General features: G+C 63.0%; 16 protein-coding genes and 1 other RNA gene. 11 read left to right on the top strand and 6 right to left on the bottom strand.

The window, feature by feature from the left end; translation table 11 throughout:
- Positions 1-12 precede the first annotated feature (12 nt).
- The 3 genes from VWY75_RS12210 (at position 13) to rpmG (ending at position 1,590) form a co-directional block, all read left to right on the top strand.
- Positions 13-723 (top strand): N-acetylmuramoyl-L-alanine amidase, encoded by a 711-nt coding sequence (locus tag VWY75_RS12210; RefSeq protein ID WP_416539056.1) that lies wholly within the window; start codon positions 13-15, stop codon positions 721-723.
- 171 nt (positions 724-894) lie between these two features.
- An RNA gene (rnpB, locus tag VWY75_RS12205) (RNase P RNA component class A) lies at positions 895-1,315 on the top strand.
- Between the two features lie 107 nt (positions 1,316-1,422).
- On the top strand, positions 1,423-1,590 hold the full coding sequence (rpmG, locus tag VWY75_RS12200) for a 50S ribosomal protein L33 (RefSeq protein ID WP_007814563.1): 168 nt from the start codon (positions 1,423-1,425) through the stop codon (positions 1,588-1,590).
- 399 nt (positions 1,591-1,989) lie between these two features.
- On the opposite strand, the gene VWY75_RS12195 is transcribed toward rpmG, so the two are convergent.
- The 3 genes from VWY75_RS12195 to VWY75_RS12185 all read right to left on the bottom strand — a co-directional run bounded on the left by VWY75_RS12195 (position 1,990) and on the right by VWY75_RS12185 (position 4,080).
- Positions 1,990-2,463, bottom strand: a complete 474-nt coding sequence (locus tag VWY75_RS12195) for a GNAT family N-acetyltransferase (protein ID WP_340546337.1) — start codon at positions 2,461-2,463, stop codon at positions 1,990-1,992.
- Between the two features lie 115 nt (positions 2,464-2,578).
- On the bottom strand, positions 2,579-3,355 hold the full coding sequence (locus VWY75_RS12190; protein ID WP_340546067.1) for a Bax inhibitor-1 family protein: 777 nt from the start codon (positions 3,353-3,355) through the stop codon (positions 2,579-2,581).
- 509 nt (positions 3,356-3,864) lie between these two features.
- The gene (locus tag VWY75_RS12185; protein WP_416539055.1) at positions 3,865-4,080 is read right to left on the bottom strand and encodes a DUF1127 domain-containing protein; all 216 of its coding nucleotides are present in this window, start codon (positions 4,078-4,080) and stop codon (positions 3,865-3,867) included.
- Between the two features lie 127 nt (positions 4,081-4,207).
- On the opposite strand from VWY75_RS12185, the gene VWY75_RS12180 reads away from it, so the two are divergent.
- Positions 4,208-5,101, top strand: coding sequence for a LysR family transcriptional regulator (locus VWY75_RS12180; RefSeq protein ID WP_416539172.1), 894 nt, complete (start codon positions 4,208-4,210; stop codon positions 5,099-5,101).
- A 59-nt stretch (positions 5,102-5,160) separates the two neighbouring features.
- Here VWY75_RS12180 and VWY75_RS12175 read toward each other — a convergent pair whose 3' ends face one another.
- Positions 5,161-6,129: an NADPH:quinone oxidoreductase family protein gene (locus VWY75_RS12175; RefSeq protein WP_416539054.1), complete on the bottom strand. Its 969-nt coding sequence runs from the start codon at positions 6,127-6,129 to the stop codon at positions 5,161-5,163.
- Positions 6,130-6,496: 367 nt separating this feature from the next.
- Here VWY75_RS12175 and VWY75_RS12170 point away from each other — a divergent pair, with 367 nt between their 5' ends.
- From VWY75_RS12170 to VWY75_RS12160, 3 genes are all read left to right on the top strand, one after another.
- The gene (locus VWY75_RS12170) at positions 6,497-6,868 is read left to right on the top strand and encodes a helix-turn-helix domain-containing protein (protein ID WP_340546062.1); all 372 of its coding nucleotides are present in this window, start codon (positions 6,497-6,499) and stop codon (positions 6,866-6,868) included.
- A gap of 65 nt (positions 6,869-6,933) precedes the next feature.
- Positions 6,934-7,728, top strand: a complete 795-nt coding sequence (hisN, locus tag VWY75_RS12165) for a histidinol-phosphatase (protein WP_340546336.1) — start codon at positions 6,934-6,936, stop codon at positions 7,726-7,728.
- A 115-nt stretch (positions 7,729-7,843) separates the two neighbouring features.
- The gene (locus VWY75_RS12160; protein ID WP_416539053.1) at positions 7,844-9,184 is read left to right on the top strand and encodes an 8-oxoguanine deaminase; all 1,341 of its coding nucleotides are present in this window, start codon (positions 7,844-7,846) and stop codon (positions 9,182-9,184) included.
- A 107-nt stretch (positions 9,185-9,291) separates the two neighbouring features.
- Here VWY75_RS12160 and guaD read toward each other — a convergent pair whose 3' ends face one another.
- Positions 9,292-10,578: a guanine deaminase gene (gene guaD, locus VWY75_RS12155; protein WP_416539052.1), complete on the bottom strand. Its 1,287-nt coding sequence runs from the start codon at positions 10,576-10,578 to the stop codon at positions 9,292-9,294.
- A gap of 136 nt (positions 10,579-10,714) precedes the next feature.
- Between guaD and mgtE the strand changes: the two genes are divergently transcribed.
- The 4 genes from mgtE (at position 10,715) to VWY75_RS12135 (ending at position 15,727) form a co-directional block, all read left to right on the top strand.
- Complete coding sequence (gene mgtE, locus VWY75_RS12150) at positions 10,715-12,103, top strand: magnesium transporter (protein WP_416535100.1); 1,389 nt, start codon at positions 10,715-10,717, stop codon at positions 12,101-12,103.
- Positions 12,104-12,163: 60 nt separating this feature from the next.
- Positions 12,164-12,724 (top strand): 5-formyltetrahydrofolate cyclo-ligase, encoded by a 561-nt coding sequence (locus tag VWY75_RS12145; protein ID WP_416539051.1) that lies wholly within the window; start codon positions 12,164-12,166, stop codon positions 12,722-12,724.
- Between the two features lie 114 nt (positions 12,725-12,838).
- On the top strand, positions 12,839-13,651 hold the full coding sequence (locus VWY75_RS12140; RefSeq protein ID WP_340546057.1) for a TIGR00282 family metallophosphoesterase: 813 nt from the start codon (positions 12,839-12,841) through the stop codon (positions 13,649-13,651).
- A 297-nt stretch (positions 13,652-13,948) separates the two neighbouring features.
- Positions 13,949-15,727, top strand: a complete 1,779-nt coding sequence (locus VWY75_RS12135; RefSeq protein WP_416539050.1) for an SLC13 family permease — start codon at positions 13,949-13,951, stop codon at positions 15,725-15,727.
- Between the two features lie 51 nt (positions 15,728-15,778).
- Here the strand turns inward: VWY75_RS12135 and VWY75_RS12130 are convergent, their stop codons facing one another.
- Positions 15,779-17,449 carry an FAD-binding dehydrogenase gene (locus tag VWY75_RS12130; RefSeq protein ID WP_416539049.1) on the bottom strand — a complete coding sequence of 557 codons (1,671 nt, stop codon included), beginning with the start codon at positions 17,447-17,449 and terminating at the stop codon, positions 15,779-15,781.
- Between the last annotated feature and the right edge of the window lie 72 nt (positions 17,450-17,521).

Below are 17,521 nucleotides of genomic sequence, written 5' to 3'. Positions count from 1 at the left end.
GGCTGGCGCCTCATGACACCTCCGCCGACCTCTGCTGACACCGGGACGGATGCCATCTGGCATCCCAGTCCCAATTTCAATGCGCGCCGCCATGATCTGACGCCGCATCTGGTTGTGCTGCATTACACCGCGATGGACAGTGCCGAGGCCGCATTGGAGCGGCTCTGCGACCCGCAGTACGAGGTGTCAGCCCATTACCTGATCGCCGCTGACGGACGGCTATGGCAGATGGTCAGGGAGGCCGACCGCGCCTGGCATGCCGGCGCCGGGGAATGGTGCGGGCAGGAGGATATCAACTCCCGCTCGATCGGGATCGAATTGGACAACCGGGGCGATCATCCGTTTTCTGCAGCCCAGATGAACCGGCTGGAGGGGCTGCTGCGGGCTGTGCTGTTGCGCTGGCGGATCCCGGCCTCCGGTGTGATCGGGCATTCCTGCATGGCGCCGGGGCGCAAATGTGACCCAGGCGCCCGCTTTGACTGGGCGCGGCTGGCCAGACAGGGGCTGGCCAGCGCCGCGCCGGGCGCTGCGGCGCGGCCAGAGACTGACGTCGGGATGGACCGCTTTCGCGCTCTGGCGCGGCGGCGTGGCTTTACGGCGGATGTGGATGACGCCACCCTGCTGCAGGCGGTGCGCCTCAGATTCCGGCCATGGCAGACCGGTCCCTTGACCGACAGGGACGTCCTGCCGCTGCTGACCGATGCGTCCCGGGCAGAGGCCTGAGCGAGGCTCTGCCTCGCGCTCCGGGATATTTGACGCCAGAAGATAGAGAGCGTCCCGGCATCTTCTGGCCGCAAATATCCTGGGGGTGAGCGCCGCAGGCGCGAGGGGGCAACGCCCCCGGTGCACTATCCGCTTGACCTTGGGCGCAGTAGTTTCTACCCCAACCCCTGCGCAGAGGGCCGGACGGCCGCGGGGGGCCGCAAGGCGTCGCGAGGAAAGTCCGGACTCTACAAAACAACGGTGCCGGGTAATGCCCGGGCAGAGCGATCTGACGGAGAGCGCCACAGAAAACAGACCGCCCATGTGCGCCTGCCTGTCAGGTGATCCCATGTGGGTAAGGGTGAAACGGTGGGGTAAGAGCCCACCGCGCCGCTGGCAACAGGGGTGGCACGGCAAGCCCCACCGGGAGCAATGCCAAATAGGACCCCCGCGCGGGCCGGTCGGCGTCAGCCGATACCGCCGCTAGGCATGTTTTGGCCAAGAGGGGTCGGGTTGGCAGCTGGAGGTGCGCAGCAATGTGCATCCTAGATGAATGGTCGTCGAAGGGGCCCTGGCCCTGGAACAAAATCCGGCTTACAGGCCCTCTGCGCAAAATATCCCCTCGAATCCTATTGACTCGCGGGGTGGTGCAGGTAAAAGCGCACGCTCATATAGGAATTTACCGAGAGGCCCCTGCCTTTTCGGACGCAGGAGAATACCATGGCGAAGCCGACCACAATCAAGATCCGCCTGAACTCGACCGCGGGCACGGGCCACTTCTACGTGACCAAGAAAAACGCACGCACCATGACCGAGAAAATGGTTGTGCGGAAGTACGACCCGGTCGTGCGCAAGCACGTTGAATACAAAGAAGGCAAAATCAAATAAGCCTCTTGGTGTTGCGCTGCCTCCGGCCGCGACACCGCCCCCGATATTCGGGACAGTAGATCAGAAGGGTCGCACCAGGGTGCGGCCCTTTTTCATGTTGCCGCGCTGTTGCCTGACTGACCGGGCGCCACTGACCGGGCGCCGCTGGCCGGGCTGCCGGTCGCGCGCATTTTATGAAAATTCGGTAAATGAAAACACCGACGGCGCGCCGGATCGGCCCGAAAATGCCACATTTGGCCGTCACATATGTTCTGGGATGTGGGTGAGAGAGTGGGTCCGGGATGCAGCGCCAGAAGCGCGCGGTTTCGGAAGTTCACAGCACCACAGGTCGGCTCGGGGGAGCGACCATGACAGGAGGCGACGGTGGGGTCGCCTCCTGTTTTTCGTTGTGGCCGCAGATTAGCCGCGCCACTCGGCCATGACCATCACAGGCAGCAGGCCCATACGCTGCATCAGCGCCGCAGAGGCGGTGTTGAAGGGGGCGTATGTGGTGGCGATCACCGGAACTCCCTTGGCCGCCACAGAACGCTTCATATCGGTGATCAGCGCGGTTGCGACACCCATGCGCTGCCAGCTCTTGGCGACGGCGACATGGTGCAGCATGGCGCGGGTCTCGGCCCTGCGGACGGGGAGGGCAGGGCGCTCCTCGATGCCATAGATGACATAGCCCATGATCCGCCCCTGCGGGCTGACGGCGGCGCGGGCGGTCAGGCTTGGCTCGCTCAGCCATGTCTCAAGCCAGCGGGCCAGCGCTGCACCATCAGGATCGGCCGGGTAGCGGTCAGGCTGGTGGGTGACATGCAGCGCGTGCAGCTCTTGCAGCAGCGGGACAATGCGGTGCGCCTCTTTCGGGGCGATATCAATCAATCTCATCGGGGTCTCAAATTCGTTGCGTGACATGTCCCGGCCGCAACGGCAGCGCGGGCAAAGAAAAAGGGCGGATCGTGATGATCCGCCCCGGTCTTGGTTGGCTCTGAAAGGAGACGCGCTATTCGCGGTTTCCAAGCAGCTGGAGCAGCATCATGAACATATTGATGAAGTCCAGATAGAGGCTCAGCGCGCCCATGATCGCGGATTTTGCCAGCCATTCCTGGTCGCCCATATGGGCGTGCTGGAGATAGTCATTCTTGATCCGCTGGGTGTCATAGGCGGTGAGGCCCGCAAAGATCAGCACGCCGATCACGGAGATCGCAAAGGCCATTGCCGACGACGCCAGGAAAATGTTGACGATAGACGCCACGATCAGGCCGATCAGGCCCATGATCAGGAAAGCGCCCATGCCGCTGAGGTCCTTCTTGGTGGTGTAACCCACCAGCGACAGGCCCGCAAAGGCGATGGAGGTGATCAGGAACACCTGCACGATGCTTTCGCCGGTGAACACCAGGAAGATCGAGCTGATCGACAGGCCCATCACGGTGGCGAAGACGTAGAACAGCAGCTGGACGCCCGCGGCCGACATGCGGTTCGCGGCGGCGCCGATGCCAAACACAAAGGCCAGCGGGGCAAACATGATCACCCACTTCAGCGGCGAGGCGTAAAGCGCATAGCCGATGCTGGTCAGGTATTTATCGGCGCTCAGCTGGGCTGCGGCATTGGCCGGATCGGAGGTCACCGCCAGGCCGGAGATGGCCCAGGCAGCCAGAAATGTAATGAATGTGCCCACGGCCATGGTGCCGTAGACCTTGTTCATATGGGCGCGCAGGCCCGCATCGATCTCCGCAGAGCGTGCGCCCGCTGTGGACCGGATGGTGTCAAACTGTGCCATGTATCATGGTCTCCGTCTTTAAACTCCCTCGCGCAGGTTTCCTGCTGCGTGCAGAGACCTGGCGTTCCTCGCAAATATCGGGTGAAGCGGGGCGCGGTTCAAGGCCGTAGACCGAAGTTTCGGTGGAATTATCGACAAAAAACTTGGGATGTTTAGCGAGGGCTTGCACAGAGCCAGACCAGAGTGTTCCGGATCCGGGTCCGCGCCCCCTCTGAGATCACCCTGAGGCAGTTCTCACAACGTGGGCGTGCGGTTCTGTTGGTGCTGTCTGGCGACCCTGTTGCAGGCTAACATCATGAACCCACAAAAGACGCACAAAGATTCCATCTTCACGGCATCGCCACAGGTGGCCGCCGGTCGTGCGCCGGCGACACCTCCGGTGACGGTCCTAGAGAGTTCCTTGACTCCCAACCTTGATCCGGGGGGCAGACTGTTGGGGGTGCAAAAGGCCCGCAGCGCGGACCTCTTTTCGTATTAGGCTTGGTGTGAGCCTTGTCGGCGCGTCGCCTTTAGCGCCGCCAGCTGCTCGGCGCGTCCCAGATCGGGCGGCGGGCCTCTGCCTGGGCTTCGGTCTTGCTGATGCCCATGTCGTCCAACGCGCTTTGATCGAGCGTGGCCAGCATCCGGCGTTCGCGCCAGATGGCGAGGCGTTGGGCAACGGTTGCGAAGAACGAGCGGCGGGGCGCGCAGGCGCAGTTGCGCAGGCTGTTGTCCATATAGGTCATGATTTCTGTCCTTTTCTGGAACTCTGATGAGGTTAAGGTGTCTGATCAATTCTGTTGATATATATGGCGGAGTGTGATTGATATGAAAAACGAATGTTTATGATTTAAACCATCAGGGATTGTGATGATGCGAAATCTCGATATCACCACGCTGCGCTCGTTTGTGGCAGTTGCGGACAATGGCGGGGTGACCCGCGCGGCCGGTTTTCTGCATCTGACCCAATCGGCGGTCTCCATGCAGTTGAAGCGGCTGGAGGAGCTGTTGGACCTGCAACTGCTGGACCGTTCTGGCCGCACCATTGCGCTGACCGCATCGGGCGAGCAGCTGCTGGCCTATGCGCGGCGGATGGTGGCACTGAATGACGAGGTGATCGGGCGGCTCACCGATCAGGCCTATGAAGGTGAAATCGTTCTCGGCGTGCCGCATGACATTGTCTACCCGGCGATCCCGCAGGTGCTACAGCGTTTCAATGCGTCGTTCCCACGGGTGAAGGTGCAGCTGATCTCCAGCTATACCCGCTCTTTGAAGGAGCAGTTTTCGCGCGGTGAATGCGATCTGATCCTGACCACCGAAACCGCCACCTCGGAAAACGGCGAAACGCTGGCCAAGCGGCCGCTGTGCTGGATTGGTGCGCCCAATGGATCAGCCTGGCGGCAGCGCCCGCTGAAACTGGCCTTTGGCCGCTATTGCACCTTCCGGCCCAAGGTGGTGAGCGCGCTGGACGCCGCCGGGATCGCCTGGGAAATGGTGGTGGAGACCGATAGCGACCGCACCATCGAGGCGACGGTCAGCGCCGATCTGGCGATCCACACCATGATCGAGGGCACCGAGCCGCCGCATCTGCTACAGATCGACCACGGTGGCAGCCTGCCGGATCTGCCGATCCAGCTGATCAACCTCTATGGGGCAGAGACCTCTGGCTCGCCGATGGTGACTGAACTGGCCTTTCTGGTACGGAAGGCCTTTCGCAACATCAGTACCCCGCTGGCGGCGGCGCAGTCCCATTGGACCGCAGCCTGACACCTGCGCCCTAACGATCGCGCCTTGCGGTTGCCCTGCACCGCGGCGGCTGCCGTCGCCTAGGCCTCTGGCCGGATCATGATCACCACCTTGCCGGTGGCTTTGCGGTTGCGCAGCAGCTCCAGCCCTGCGTCAGTCTCCTCCAGCGGCAGGCGGTGGCTGATGTGTGGGCGCAGCGAGCCGTCACGATACCAGTCGATCAGCCGCGCGATGGCGCCCCTGACCACCGCCGGGTGGCTCTTCAGGTAGCCGCCAAAGTAAAACCCGATAACGCTGAGGTTCTTCACCAACAGGTGGTTCGCCGGGATCTGCGGCACCTCGCCGCCGGCAAAGCCGATGGGCAGCAGCCGCCCGCCCGGGTTGGTAGACCGAAAGGCCGCTTGCCAGACATCGCCGCCAATCGCCTCATAGACCACATCGGCGCCGCCCAGATCCTTGACCGCCTGCCGCAGATCCTCGTCGGCGTCGATCAGATGATCCGCGCCCGCCGCCTTGGCCACGGCCAGCTTCTCGGCTCCACGCGCATGGGCGATCACCCGCGCGCCCAGACGTTTGCCGATTTCCACAGCCGTCAGCCCGACACCACCGGCAGCGCCGGTGACCAGCAGGGTTTCCCCCGGTTGCATCCGCGCACAGTGATCCAGCGCAACCAGTCCGGTGCCATAGGTGATCTGAAACGCCGCCGCATCGGCAAAGGACATCTCATCGGGGATCCGCGTGACGCGATCGGCCGCAAACACCCCGGCCTCCGCCAGCCCGCCCTGACCGGAAAACACCGCCACCCGATCGCCAACCGCCAGCCCCTCCACATCAGGGCCAAGCGCCTGAATGACGCCCGCCAGTTCCAAACCGGGAATAAATGGCAGGTCCGGCGTATCCTGATATTTGCCACGGAGCAGAAGAAGATCGGCAAAGTTCAACCCACAGGCGTGTATTGCAACTGCAACTTCTCCGCTTCCCGGTGATCCTACGTCAACTTCTGCGATAGTCGGGGAAATGTCAAAACTGCTGACACTGTAGGCGCGCATATCATTTTTCCATATCTGGCATGGGGTAAGGTGATTCTGAATGGCCAAACCATGCCAGATTCGCCTTCAGATCACCTCACTATTTATGGGGAGGTGGGGAACATGTGTAAAACATGCAAAAAAGTGAAATAAAATTGGTACATGAAATCATGCGTTTGCCGCACAGGTGCTGACCACGGCGAGAGTGAACGCTTGAATTCAACCGTTAAGGTCGTACACTCAACTCCAATGGGAGCGCCTTGTCGTTTGTCCAGAAACCCGTCGGGTTTTTTGGCAACATTGGCACCACGCGGTATTTGCCGGGTGGGCGGGGGTTTAAAAAGGCGGTTAGGGTGGCACCCAGTTTTGTAAATCTTAGGAGAAACGCATGGCTCATCCAGTGGACGTGCACGTGGGGAAACGTATCCGGCATCGCCGGTGGCTCATCGGCATGACGCAACAGCAGCTCGCAGAGCTGGTTGGTATTAAATTTCAACAGATCCAGAAATATGAAACCGGTGCAAACCGGGTCAGCGCCTCCCGGCTCTGGGATATTTCCGACGCGCTCAGCGTGCCGGTCAGCTTCTTTTTTGAAGGTCTGCAAGATGATGATGCCCCGGCATCGGACAAGGCACGCGTGCCTGACGATCTGATGGGCGACAAGGAGGCATTGGATTTGGTGCGCTCCTACTATGCGATTCCTGAAAACCAGCGCCGTCGTCTGTTCGAACTGGCGCGCGTGCTCAGCGACGCAGCCTGATTTTCCCGCCTCAAGTGGGGGCTTGGGGCTTGAAATATGCGCGGTTGAATGTCACCCCTTCGGGTATGACTTCAGCCGCGTTTTCAGATCTGGACGTTGCCCATCGGATGGCCGATGCCGCACGTCAGGCGATCCTGCCCTATTTCCGCTCAGCCGGGCTGCAATCCGACAACAAGCTGGACGAAGGTTTCGATCCCGTCACCATCGCCGACCGGGCCGCCGAACAGGCGATGCGCGCGGTGCTTTCGCAACTCAGGCCCGAGGACGGCATCCTCGGCGAGGAATACGGCGAGACCCGTGGCCAGTCCGGGCGCATATGGGTGCTGGACCCGATCGACGGCACCCGTGGCTTTATCAGTGGCACCCCGACCTGGGGGGTGCTGATTGCCCTTGGCGATGCGGATGGCCCTTTCCTCGGCATCATTGATCAACCCTATATCGGTGAGCGGTTCATTGGTACGCCCGAGGGGGCCAGTCTGACCGGCCCGCTGGGGGAGGTCGCACTCAGCACCCGCAAGACATCGGATCTGTCGGCGGCCACGCTGTTCACCACCTTTCCCGAAGTCGGCAGCGCAGCGGAACGCGCCGCCTTCCAGCGGGTCGCCAGCGAAGTGCAGCTGACCCGCTACGGGATGGATTGCTACGCCTATGCGCTGCTGGCCGCCGGGCAATGTGACCTGGTGATCGAGGCCGGGCTCAACGCCTACGACATCCAGGCGCCGATCGCGGTCATCGAGGCCGCCGGTGGCGTGGTGACCAACTGGCAGGGGGAGCCTGCGCATGAGGGCGGTCAGGTCCTGGCCGCAGCCACCGCCGAGCTTCATGCCGCGGCGCTTGCCCTGATCCGCAAAACCACTTGAAACGACCTCGGGCAATCCATTAGGGTTCGGCCACGCGCCGAGTCCTTTGCCCATATTCTGTCGGCGCGCCATCACACTTCTGAACCGAAATGGGCGGCCTGACGGAGTGTGACCTGTGCCTGAAATTCTGATCGAAGATATTGATATCGCGCTGACAATGGATGATCAGCGCCGCCAGCTGACCCATGCCGATCTGCGGATCCGCGACGGGGTGATCGCCGAGATCGGCAGCGATCTCACCACGGAGGGCGAGCGGATCAGCGGCCGGGGCTGCGTGGTGACCCCGGGCCTTGTGAACACCCATCATCATCTCTATCAGAATCTCACCCGCGCGGTGCCCGGCGCGCAGGACGCGCTGCTGTTTGGCTGGCTCAAACGGCTCTATCCGATCTGGTCGGCCTTTACCCCCGATGACATCCATGTCTCCGCCCAGCTGGGGCTGGCCGAACTGGCCTTCTCCGGCTGCACGCTCACCTCCGATCACCTCTACCTCTATCCCAATGGCACCCGGCTTGAGGACAGCATCGAGGCGGCGGGTGATATTGGTCTGCGCTTCCAGCCGACGCGCGGCGCCATGAGCATCGGCGAAAGTGCAGGGGGCCTGCCGCCGGACAGTCTGGTCGAGGAGGAACGCGCCATTCTCGACGATATGATCCGCGTCGTGGACCGGTTCCATGACCCCGCCGAAGGCTCCATGTGCCGGGTGGCGCTGGCGCCCTGTTCACCGTTTTCCGTCAGCCGCGAACTGATGCGCGACACTGCGCTTCTGGCCCGCGACAAGGGGGTGATGCTGCACACCCATCTGGCCGAAAACGACGAGGATATCGCCTATTCCCTGGCGCAGTTCGGCTGCCGTCCCGGCCAATATGCCGAAGATCTGGGCTGGACCGGCCCCGACGTCTGGCATGCCCATTGCGTGAAACTGGATGCCGGGGAAATCGACCTCTTTGCCCGGACCGGAACCGGCGTTGCCCATTGCCCCTGTTCCAACTGCCGCCTTGGCAGCGGCATCGCGCCGCTGCGCGCCATGCGCGATGCGCAGGTGCCGGTTGGTCTCGGTGTGGATGGATCGGCCAGCAATGATATGGCCAGCCTGATCAGCGAAGCCCGTCAGGCGATGCTCTTGCAGCGGGTCGCACAGGGGGCTGATGCCATGAGCGCCTATGAGGCGCTGGAGATTGCCACCCGTGGCGGCGCGGAGGTGCTGGGGCGGCGCGATGTCGGCCAGCTGGCGGTAGGCAAACGTGCCGATATCGCGATCTGGGACGTGACCGGCATCGCCGCCAGCGGCAGCTGGGATCCGGCGGCGCTGCTACTGGCGGGGCCGGCGCAGGTGAAACATCTCTTTGTCGAAGGGCGCCAGATCATCCGCGATGCCACGCTGGCGACCGTGGATCTGCCAGACCTTCTTGAACGGCACCAAAAAGCCACCACACGGCTGATGCAGCTGGCCTGACGCAGCTGACCAGATCGGCGACAGCGCGCGGCGCTCATCTTCTGGCCCGAAATATCCCCGCCGGAGGCAGAGGCGCATCAGCGCCTCTTTCCCCCTCGGTGCCCGGCTCAGCTGCGCGCGCCGTTGATCCAGACCTCGGTCACCGCCCGGTCATCGCCCATCATGATGGTGGCAAAGACCGCCTCCCAGAGATCGCGCGCGCCCGCGCAGCGCTGCGCAATCGCCGGGGTCGAGGCCAGATCCAGGACCACCAGATCGGCCTCCATGCCGGGGGCGAGATTGCCGATCTGGGCCTCCATGCGCAGCGCGCGGGCCGAGCCTTGGGTGGCCAGCCACAGCAATTGTGCAGCATGCAGCGGCGTGCCGCGCAGCTGGCCGATTTCATAGGCGGCCGCCATGGTGCGCAGCATCGAGAAACTGGAGCCACCACCGGTATCCGTCGCCAGACCAATGCGTTGCCCCTCAGCCATCAGCCCGGCCATGTCGAACAGCCCAGACCCGATGAAGGTATTGGAGGTTGGACAATGCACCAGCGCCGCGCCAACCTCGCGCAGGCGGGCGCGCTCGCGGTCTTCCAGATGGATCGCATGACCGTAGAGACCACCTTCGCCCAGCAGGCCAAATTGCTCATAGGTGTCCAGATAGTCCCGGGCCTCGGGAAACAGCGATTTCACCCAGGCAATCTCGTCGGTCTGCTCGCTCAGATGGGTCTGCATCAGGCAGTCTGGGTGCTCGGCCCAAAGCGCACCCATCGCCTCCAGCTGTTCGGGGGTCGAGGTGGGCGAGAACCGTGGCGTGATCGCATAGGACAGCCGGTCCACCCCATGCCAGCGGCCAATCAATGCGGCGCTGTCGTCATAGGCCGATTGCGCGGTGTCGCGCAGGCCTTCCGGGGCGTTGCGGTCCATGCAGGTCTTGCCCGCAATCACGCGCTGCCCGCGCGCTTGCGCAGCGCTGAAAAACGCCTCCACGCTTTCGGGGTGGATGGTGCAGTAGCTGCACATCGTGGTGGTGCCATTGGCGCGTGTCAGATCCAGATAGCGGCCTGCGATTTCATCGGCATAGCCACGGTCGCCAAAACGCATCTCCTCGGGGAAAGTATAGCTGTTCAGCCAGTCGATCAGCCGCTTGCCCCAGCTGGCAATGATCGCGGTCTGCGGGAAATGCACATGGGCATCGACAAAGCCGGCGAGGATCAGGTGGTCGCCATGATCCACCAGGCTGGCGGAGGGGTGGGCCTTGCGCAGCGCATCAGCCGCGCCCAGTTCCAGCACCTTGCCACCACCAATCGCCACCGCTTCATGCAGCGTCGCCGCAGCCTCGGGGTGGTCGCCCTCAAACGGGTCTCCCGCAAATGACAGGACCTGCCCCCGTAAGATAAATTCTGCCTGCATCCAACGCGGTCCTTTCTTGCCAAACTGCGATGCGCAGGATACGCGCAGCGACATCGACGGTAAATTACGTCATTGTCATTGTTTTTCGGTAACAGCTTCTTTTATTCCAGAAGCAATCACCAAAAGGGGCCTCGGAATGATCGCAGATGACCAAAAAGAGCCAGTCGATGCCACATTCGAGGATGCCTACGAGCTGGACCGCAAACGGGTTGCCCAGATTCTGGAGGCGGTGGAGGCCGATGACCAGCCTCAGCTGACCGAGCTGATGGAGCCGCTGCACGCCGCTGACATCGCCGACCTTCTGGAACAGATCAGCGCCTACGAACGTGGCCGCCTGATCCGCCTTTATGACCGCGAATTCGACGGCGAGATCCTGTCGGAACTGGATGAATCAATCCGCGAAGAGGTGATTTCGCTGCTGGCGCCGCAGGTTCTGGCCGAGGCGGTGCGCGACCTCGAAAGCGATGATGTGGTCGACCTTCTGGAGGATCTGGAAGAGCCTCAGCAGGCGGCCATCCTCAATACGCTCGAAGATGCCGACCGGGTCGCGGTGGAGCAATCGCTGAGCTACCCGGAGAACTCCGCCGGCCGTCTGATGCAGCGCGAGGTGGTGATGGCTCCCGACCACTGGACGGTGGGGCAGGCGATTGATTTCATGCGTGAATCCGAACACCTGCCGGATCAGTTCTACCATGTGGTTCTGGTCGACCCGCGGCTGCACCCGGTGGGCAATGTCACGCTTGGCCGTATCATGTCCTCGAAACGGGAGGTGCGGCTGAGCGAGATCGTCGAAGACACCTTTCAGATCATTCCCGCCGATCAGGACGAAGAAGACGTCGCCTATGCCTTCAACCAGTATCACCTGATTTCGGCCCCGGTTGTCGATGACGAGGGGCGGCTGGTTGGTGTCATCACCATGGATGACGCCATGATCGTGCTGGATGAGGAACATGAAGAAGACATCCTGCGTCTGGCCGGTGTCGGTGAGGGCAGCCTGGCCGACCGGGTCATGGCCACCACGAAGCAACGCTTTCCCTGGCTGGCGGTGAATCTGGCAACGGCGATTCTGGCCTCGCTGGTGATTGCCCAGTTCGAGGCGACGATTGCGGAATTTGTGGCGCTGGCGGTGCTGATGCCCATTGTGGCCTCGATGGGTGGCAATGCCGGCACCCAGTCGCTGACCGTGGCGGTGCGCGCGCTGGCCACCCGCGACCTCACCGGCTCCAACGTCTGGCGGGTGATCCGGCGGGAGGTCCTGGTGGGGCTGGTGAACGGCCTCGCCTTTGCGCTGATCATGGCCGTTGTCGGCATCCTGTGGTTTGGCTCACCCATGCTGGGCGTCGTGATCGCCGTCGCTATGGTGATCAATCTGGTCGTCGCGGGGCTGGCGGGGACAGCGGTGCCGATTATTCTGGAGAAAATCGGCGTCGACCCGGCGCTGGCCTCCGGCGCCTTTGTGACGACGGTCACGGATATCGTTGGTTTCTTTGCCTTTCTCGGGCTGGCCGGGGTGTTGCTGCTCTGATCCTGCCCGCTGTTGCTGCCCGTCCGGGTGGTGTTCACTTGCTTTGACAGGAGCCGCATCATGGATGACCTCACCCGGATCAAGGTCGACGCCCGCAAGGCCGCCTTTCAGCGCCGCAAGGCCGCCTTTGACATGAATAAACCCGGTGTCGCGGGGCATCTCTCGGAGGTGCTGGCAGGCTATCGCGGCGTGCCGCTGTCGGGCTATATGCCGATCCGCACCGAGATCGACCCGCTTCCTGCGATGGCGGAAGCCGCCGCTCATGGCCCTGTTGGCGTGCCGGTGATCCAGGCCAAGGATACACCGCTGAACTTCAGCCGCTGGCAGCCTGATGGCGCGCTGCGCGACGGTCCCTTTGGGGCAAAGGTGCCGGAGGTCGATGACTATTTCGAACCGGAAATCCTGATCGTGCCGCTGGTCGCCTTTGATGCGCGCGGCGGGCGGCTGGGCTATGGCGGCGGCTTTTATGACCGCACTCTGGAACTGCTGCGGGCCAAACGTCCACCCCTCGCCATCGGTTTTGCCTTTGATGCGCAGGAGGCCGAAACCCTGCCGCTGGAGCCCACCGACCAGCCGCTGGACATGCTGATCACCGAAAGCCGGGTGTTGCAGTTCAGCTGACACCCGCTGTGACGGGCCAAGGGTTTGTCAAAAAACCTTGGCAAAACTTTTAAAAAGTTTTGCACCCGCAACGCGGCTCTTGTCCTGAGCCTTGCAACGGCGTACCACGCGGCAATGCGACTATTATTTCTTGGCGATGTCATGGGCCGTGCGGGACGCAAGGCCATTTCCGAACACCTCCCGCAGATGCGCAAGGACTGGCGGCTCGATTTTGTCGTGGTCAATGGCGAGAATGCCTCAAACGGTATGGGGCTCAATGGCGAACACGCCAAGCTGCTGCTGGATGCCGGGGCCGATTGCCTGACGCTTGGCGATCATGCCTTTGACCAGAAGGACATGTTGCAGGCCATTGAGAAAGAGCCGCGCATCATCCGGCCGCTGAATTTTGCCAAAAACGCGCCGGGGCGCGGCTACCGGCTGTTCAATGCTCCGGGCGGGCGCAAGGTGCTGGTGGTGCAGGCGCTGGGGCAGGTGTTCATGAAACGGGCCTATGACGATCCCTTCGGCGCCGTTGAGGCGGTGCTGAAATCGCACCCACGCGGTGGGCTGGCGCAGGCGGTGATCGTGGATATGCACTGCGAGGCCACCTCCGAGAAGATGGCGATGGGCCATTTCTGCAATGGCCGCGCGTCGCTGGTGGTGGGCACCCATACCCATGTGCCGACGGGCGATGCGCAGATCCTGTCGGAGGGTACCGGCTATCTGACCGATGCTGGCATGTGCGGCGATTACAATTCGGTGATCGGCATGGAGAAAGCCGAACCAATGCGCCGTTTCCTCACCGGCATGCCCAAGAACCGCTTTACCCCGGCCGAAGGCCCGGCAACCCTGTCGGGTGTTTTTGTCGAAACCGATGACCGCACCGGGGCGGCCAAATCGATCCGCATGATCCGGGTCGGCGGCCTTCTCGAGCAGGCAACTCCCTGACGCTGGCCACCCGATCCAGGCCCCCTAGTGCAGGCCACGGCAACCCCGCCCGTTCCATGCGCGAAATCTGGGCAGGCGGGGCGGGATATTCGCCCGCCAAACCCCTCAAATTCCGAAGCTTATTCGCAAAGGACCGCTAAATAGGGACCAGATGCTCCCATCGTGTTGCGAAACACTTGCCTCCGGTGACCGGATCAGGTTCACTCCCTTGGGCCGCGCGATATGCGAGGCGGTTCGCGCAGTTCTTTCAGGTCGCCGATGATTGATCTCTCAACCTCTTGGATGTCTTTACCCCTGATGCAGTTCATTCCCCTTGGCGAAACCGGTGGCGCGGTTCTGACGTTGCTGATCGTGGTGGCCATGTTTGCCGCTTTCCTGCGGGAAACCTTCCCGACCGAGGTGGTGGCGCTGGCCGGTGTCTCGGCGATGCTGGCAACCGGCGTTCTGCCCTATCAGGCGGCATTGCCCGTGCTGTCGAACCCGGCGCCCTGGACCATTGCGGCCATGTTCATCATCATGGGCGCGCTGGTGCGCACCGGCGCGCTGGATGCCTTTACCGCGCAGGCCCGCAAACAGGCCGAGATCAATCCGAAACTGGCCATTGCGCTCTTGATGGTCTTTGTCGTAGCCGCCTCGGCGGTGGTGTCGAATACGCCGGTAGTGGTGGTGATGATCCCGGTGTTCATCCAGATCGCCCGCACAATGAACGTTTCCGCCTCCAAGATGCTGATCCCGCTCAGCTATGCGGCCATTCTGGGCGGCACGCTGACGCTGATCGGCACCTCTACCAACCTGCTGGTTGACGGTGTTGCGCGGGCGCAGGGGCTGACGCCTTTCACCATCTTCGAAGTGACACCGCTTGGCATCATTCTGGTGATCTGGGGCATGATCTACCTGCGCTTCATCGCGCCGCGCCTGCTGCCGGATCGCAGCAGCATGGCCAGCCTGCTCAGCGACCGGTCCCGCATGAAATTCTTCACCGAGGCGGTGATCCCCCCGGACAGCAACCTGATCGGCCGCGAAGTCACCGGCGTGCAGCTGTTCAAACGGCCCGGCGTCCGTCTGGTCGATGTCATTCGCGGCGATATCTCGCTGCGCAACGCGCTGAAAGGGGTTGAGCTTCAGGTCGGCGACCGCGTGGTGCTGCGCACCCAGATGACCGAACTCCTCAGCCTGCAACGCAATAAGGAACTGAAGCGCGTCGATCAGGTCTCCACCGTGGAAACCACAACCGTGGAGGTGCTGATCACCCCCGGATGCCGCATGGTGGGACGGTCGCTCGGCGCGATGCGCCTGCGGCGGCGCTATGGCGTTTATGTGCTGGCGGTGCATCGGCGCAATCAGAACATCGGTGTGCAGCTTGAGGATCTGGTGGTGCGCGTAGGCGATACCCTGCTGCTGGAAGGCAATGTCGAGGATATCCAGCGACTGGCCGCCGATATGGATATGGCCGCCGTCTCGCAACCCTCGGTGCGCGCCTATCGCCGGCGCCACGCCCCCATTGCCATTGCCGCGCTGATCGGGATCGTGCTGCTCGCCGCGCTCAATGTGGCGCCAATCCTGCTGCTGTCGGTGCTGGCCGTCTCCACCGTGCTGATCACCCGCTGCATCGACGCGGATGAGGCTTTCTCATTTGTCGATGGGCGCCTGCTGACGCTGATCTTTGCCATGCTCGCGATCGGGGCCGCCCTGGAAAGCTCGGGTGCGGTGCGTCTGATCGTGGATGCCGTGGCCCCCTCGCTGTCGCTGCTGCCGCCGTTCCTACTGGTCTGGGCGGTCTATCTGTTGACCTCGATCCTGACCGAGCTGGTCTCGAACAATGCCGTGGCGGTGGTGGTCACGCCGATTGCGGTCGGGCTGGCACAGGCCATGGGCATTGATCCGCGCCCGCTGGTGGTTGCGGTCATGGTTGCGGCCTCGGCCTCTTTTGCGACGCCAATCGGCTATCAGACCAATATGCTGGTCTACGGTCCGGGCGGTTACAAGTTCACCGACTTCCTGCGCGTTGGCATTCCGCTGAACTTCAGCGTCGGCCTTCTGGCCTCCATCCTCATCCCCTTCTTCTGGCCGCTTTAAAAACGGCCGGTAAGGGTTTGTTAACCAAGAGTTACCGCAGGTTTTGGCCGCTCATGCGATGGCGCGGGACCGGCCTGCCTGACGGCCGGTAAACAGGCAGCCGCCCAGAAAGCTGCCCTCCAGCGCATTGTAGCCGTGATAGCCGCCACCGCCAAAGCCTGCGACCTCTCCGGCGGCAAACAGTCCCTGCACCGGCGTGCCATCGGCGCCAATCAGCTGCCCGTCAAGATCGGTCTGCAAACCGCCCAGTGACTTGCGGGTCAGGATATTCAGCCGCACCGCGATCAGCGGCCCATTGGCGCGGTCCAGAATCCGATGCGGCTTGGCGGTGCGGATCAGCCGGTCGCCCCGGTAGTTGCGCGCGGCATTGATGGCGATGATCTGCGCATCCTTGGCAAAGGGATTGTCGGCCTGGGCATCGCGCGCTTCGATCTGACGCCGCAGGTGGGTTTCCTCCAGCGCGACATCGCCGATCTCATTCATGCCCGCCACCAGCTCGCTCAGCGTGTCGGCCACCACAAAATCCGCACCATGTTTCTTGAAGGCCTCAACCGGGGCAGGGGCCTTGCCCCGCGACAACAGCCGGGCGCGCAGCACCTCGCCCCATTTGCCGGAGGTGAGATCGGGGTTCTGTTCGGACCCCGACAGGGCGAATTCCTTCTGGATGATCTTCTGGCTCAGGATGAACCAGCTGTAATCATGGCCCGTCTTCAGGATCTCGCGCAGCGTGCCCAGCGTGTCGAATCCCGGCAGATAAGGCGCAGGCAGCCTGTCGCCTCTGGCGTCAAACCACATCGACGATGGCCCGGGCAGAATGCGGATGCCGTGGTTGGGCCAGATCGGATCCCAGTTGCGCAGCCCTTCGGTGTAATGCCACATCCGGTCGGCATTGATGACATGGCCGCCCGCCGCCTGCGCAATGGGGATCATCCGCCCATCGACGTGAAAGGGCACACCGGCCACCATGCGGCGCGGCGCAGGTCCCAGCCGCTCCACCGGCCAGTTCTGGCGCACCGCATCCAGATTGCCGCCAATCCCACCCGAGGCGACCAGCACCGAGGGCGCATAGACCTCGAATTCGCCGATTTCCTGACGGTTGGTGCGGGCCCCCTGCGGCGCGTCATCTGCCGCCAAGACCTCGCCGGAGACACCTTTGACAGCGCCGCCCTGAGTGATGATATGGCTCACCTGATGGCGAAAGCGCGGCTGGATCAGACCAGCCTCGATATGGGCCTCGACCCGCGCGGCAAAGGGGGCGACCACCCCCGGTCCGGTGCCCCAGGTCAGGTGAAAGCGCGGCACCGAATTGCCATGCCCCTCGGCGTCGCCACCGCCCCGTTCAGCCCAGCCAACCACCGGAAACCAGCGCATTCCCAGACCATGCAGCCAGGCCCGCATCTCGCCGCTGGCAAAGTCCAGATAAGCGCGCGCCCAGCGTTGCGGCCAATGGTCTTCGGGGCGGTCAAACTGGGCGCTGCCGAACCAGTCGCGCCGCGCCAGATCGGGACAGTCGCGAATGCCCATGCGGCGCTGCTCGGGCGTGTCGATCATGAACAGCCCGCCCAGGCTCCAATGCGCCTGACCGCCCAGGAAATGTGCAGGCTCCTGATCCAGCAGGATCACCCGCTTGCCCCGGTCGCCCAGTTCGGCTGCCGCCACCAGCCCGGCCAGCCCGGCCCCGACGATGATCACATCTGCGCTGTTGTCCGTCGGCTGTCCCATGGCGTGCCTCTGCTGTTGGTCCCGGTTGTGGGATCAGCCTAAGCGTGCAGAGGGGCGCGGCGCAAACCCTGC

Origin of the sequence: Phaeobacter sp. JH20_08 (genome assembly GCF_048056635.1) — a bacterium.
In the GTDB taxonomy this organism is placed as follows: domain Bacteria; phylum Pseudomonadota; class Alphaproteobacteria; order Rhodobacterales; family Rhodobacteraceae; genus Phaeobacter; species Phaeobacter bryozoorum.
This window is presented reverse-complemented; position numbering and strand designations above follow the sequence as displayed.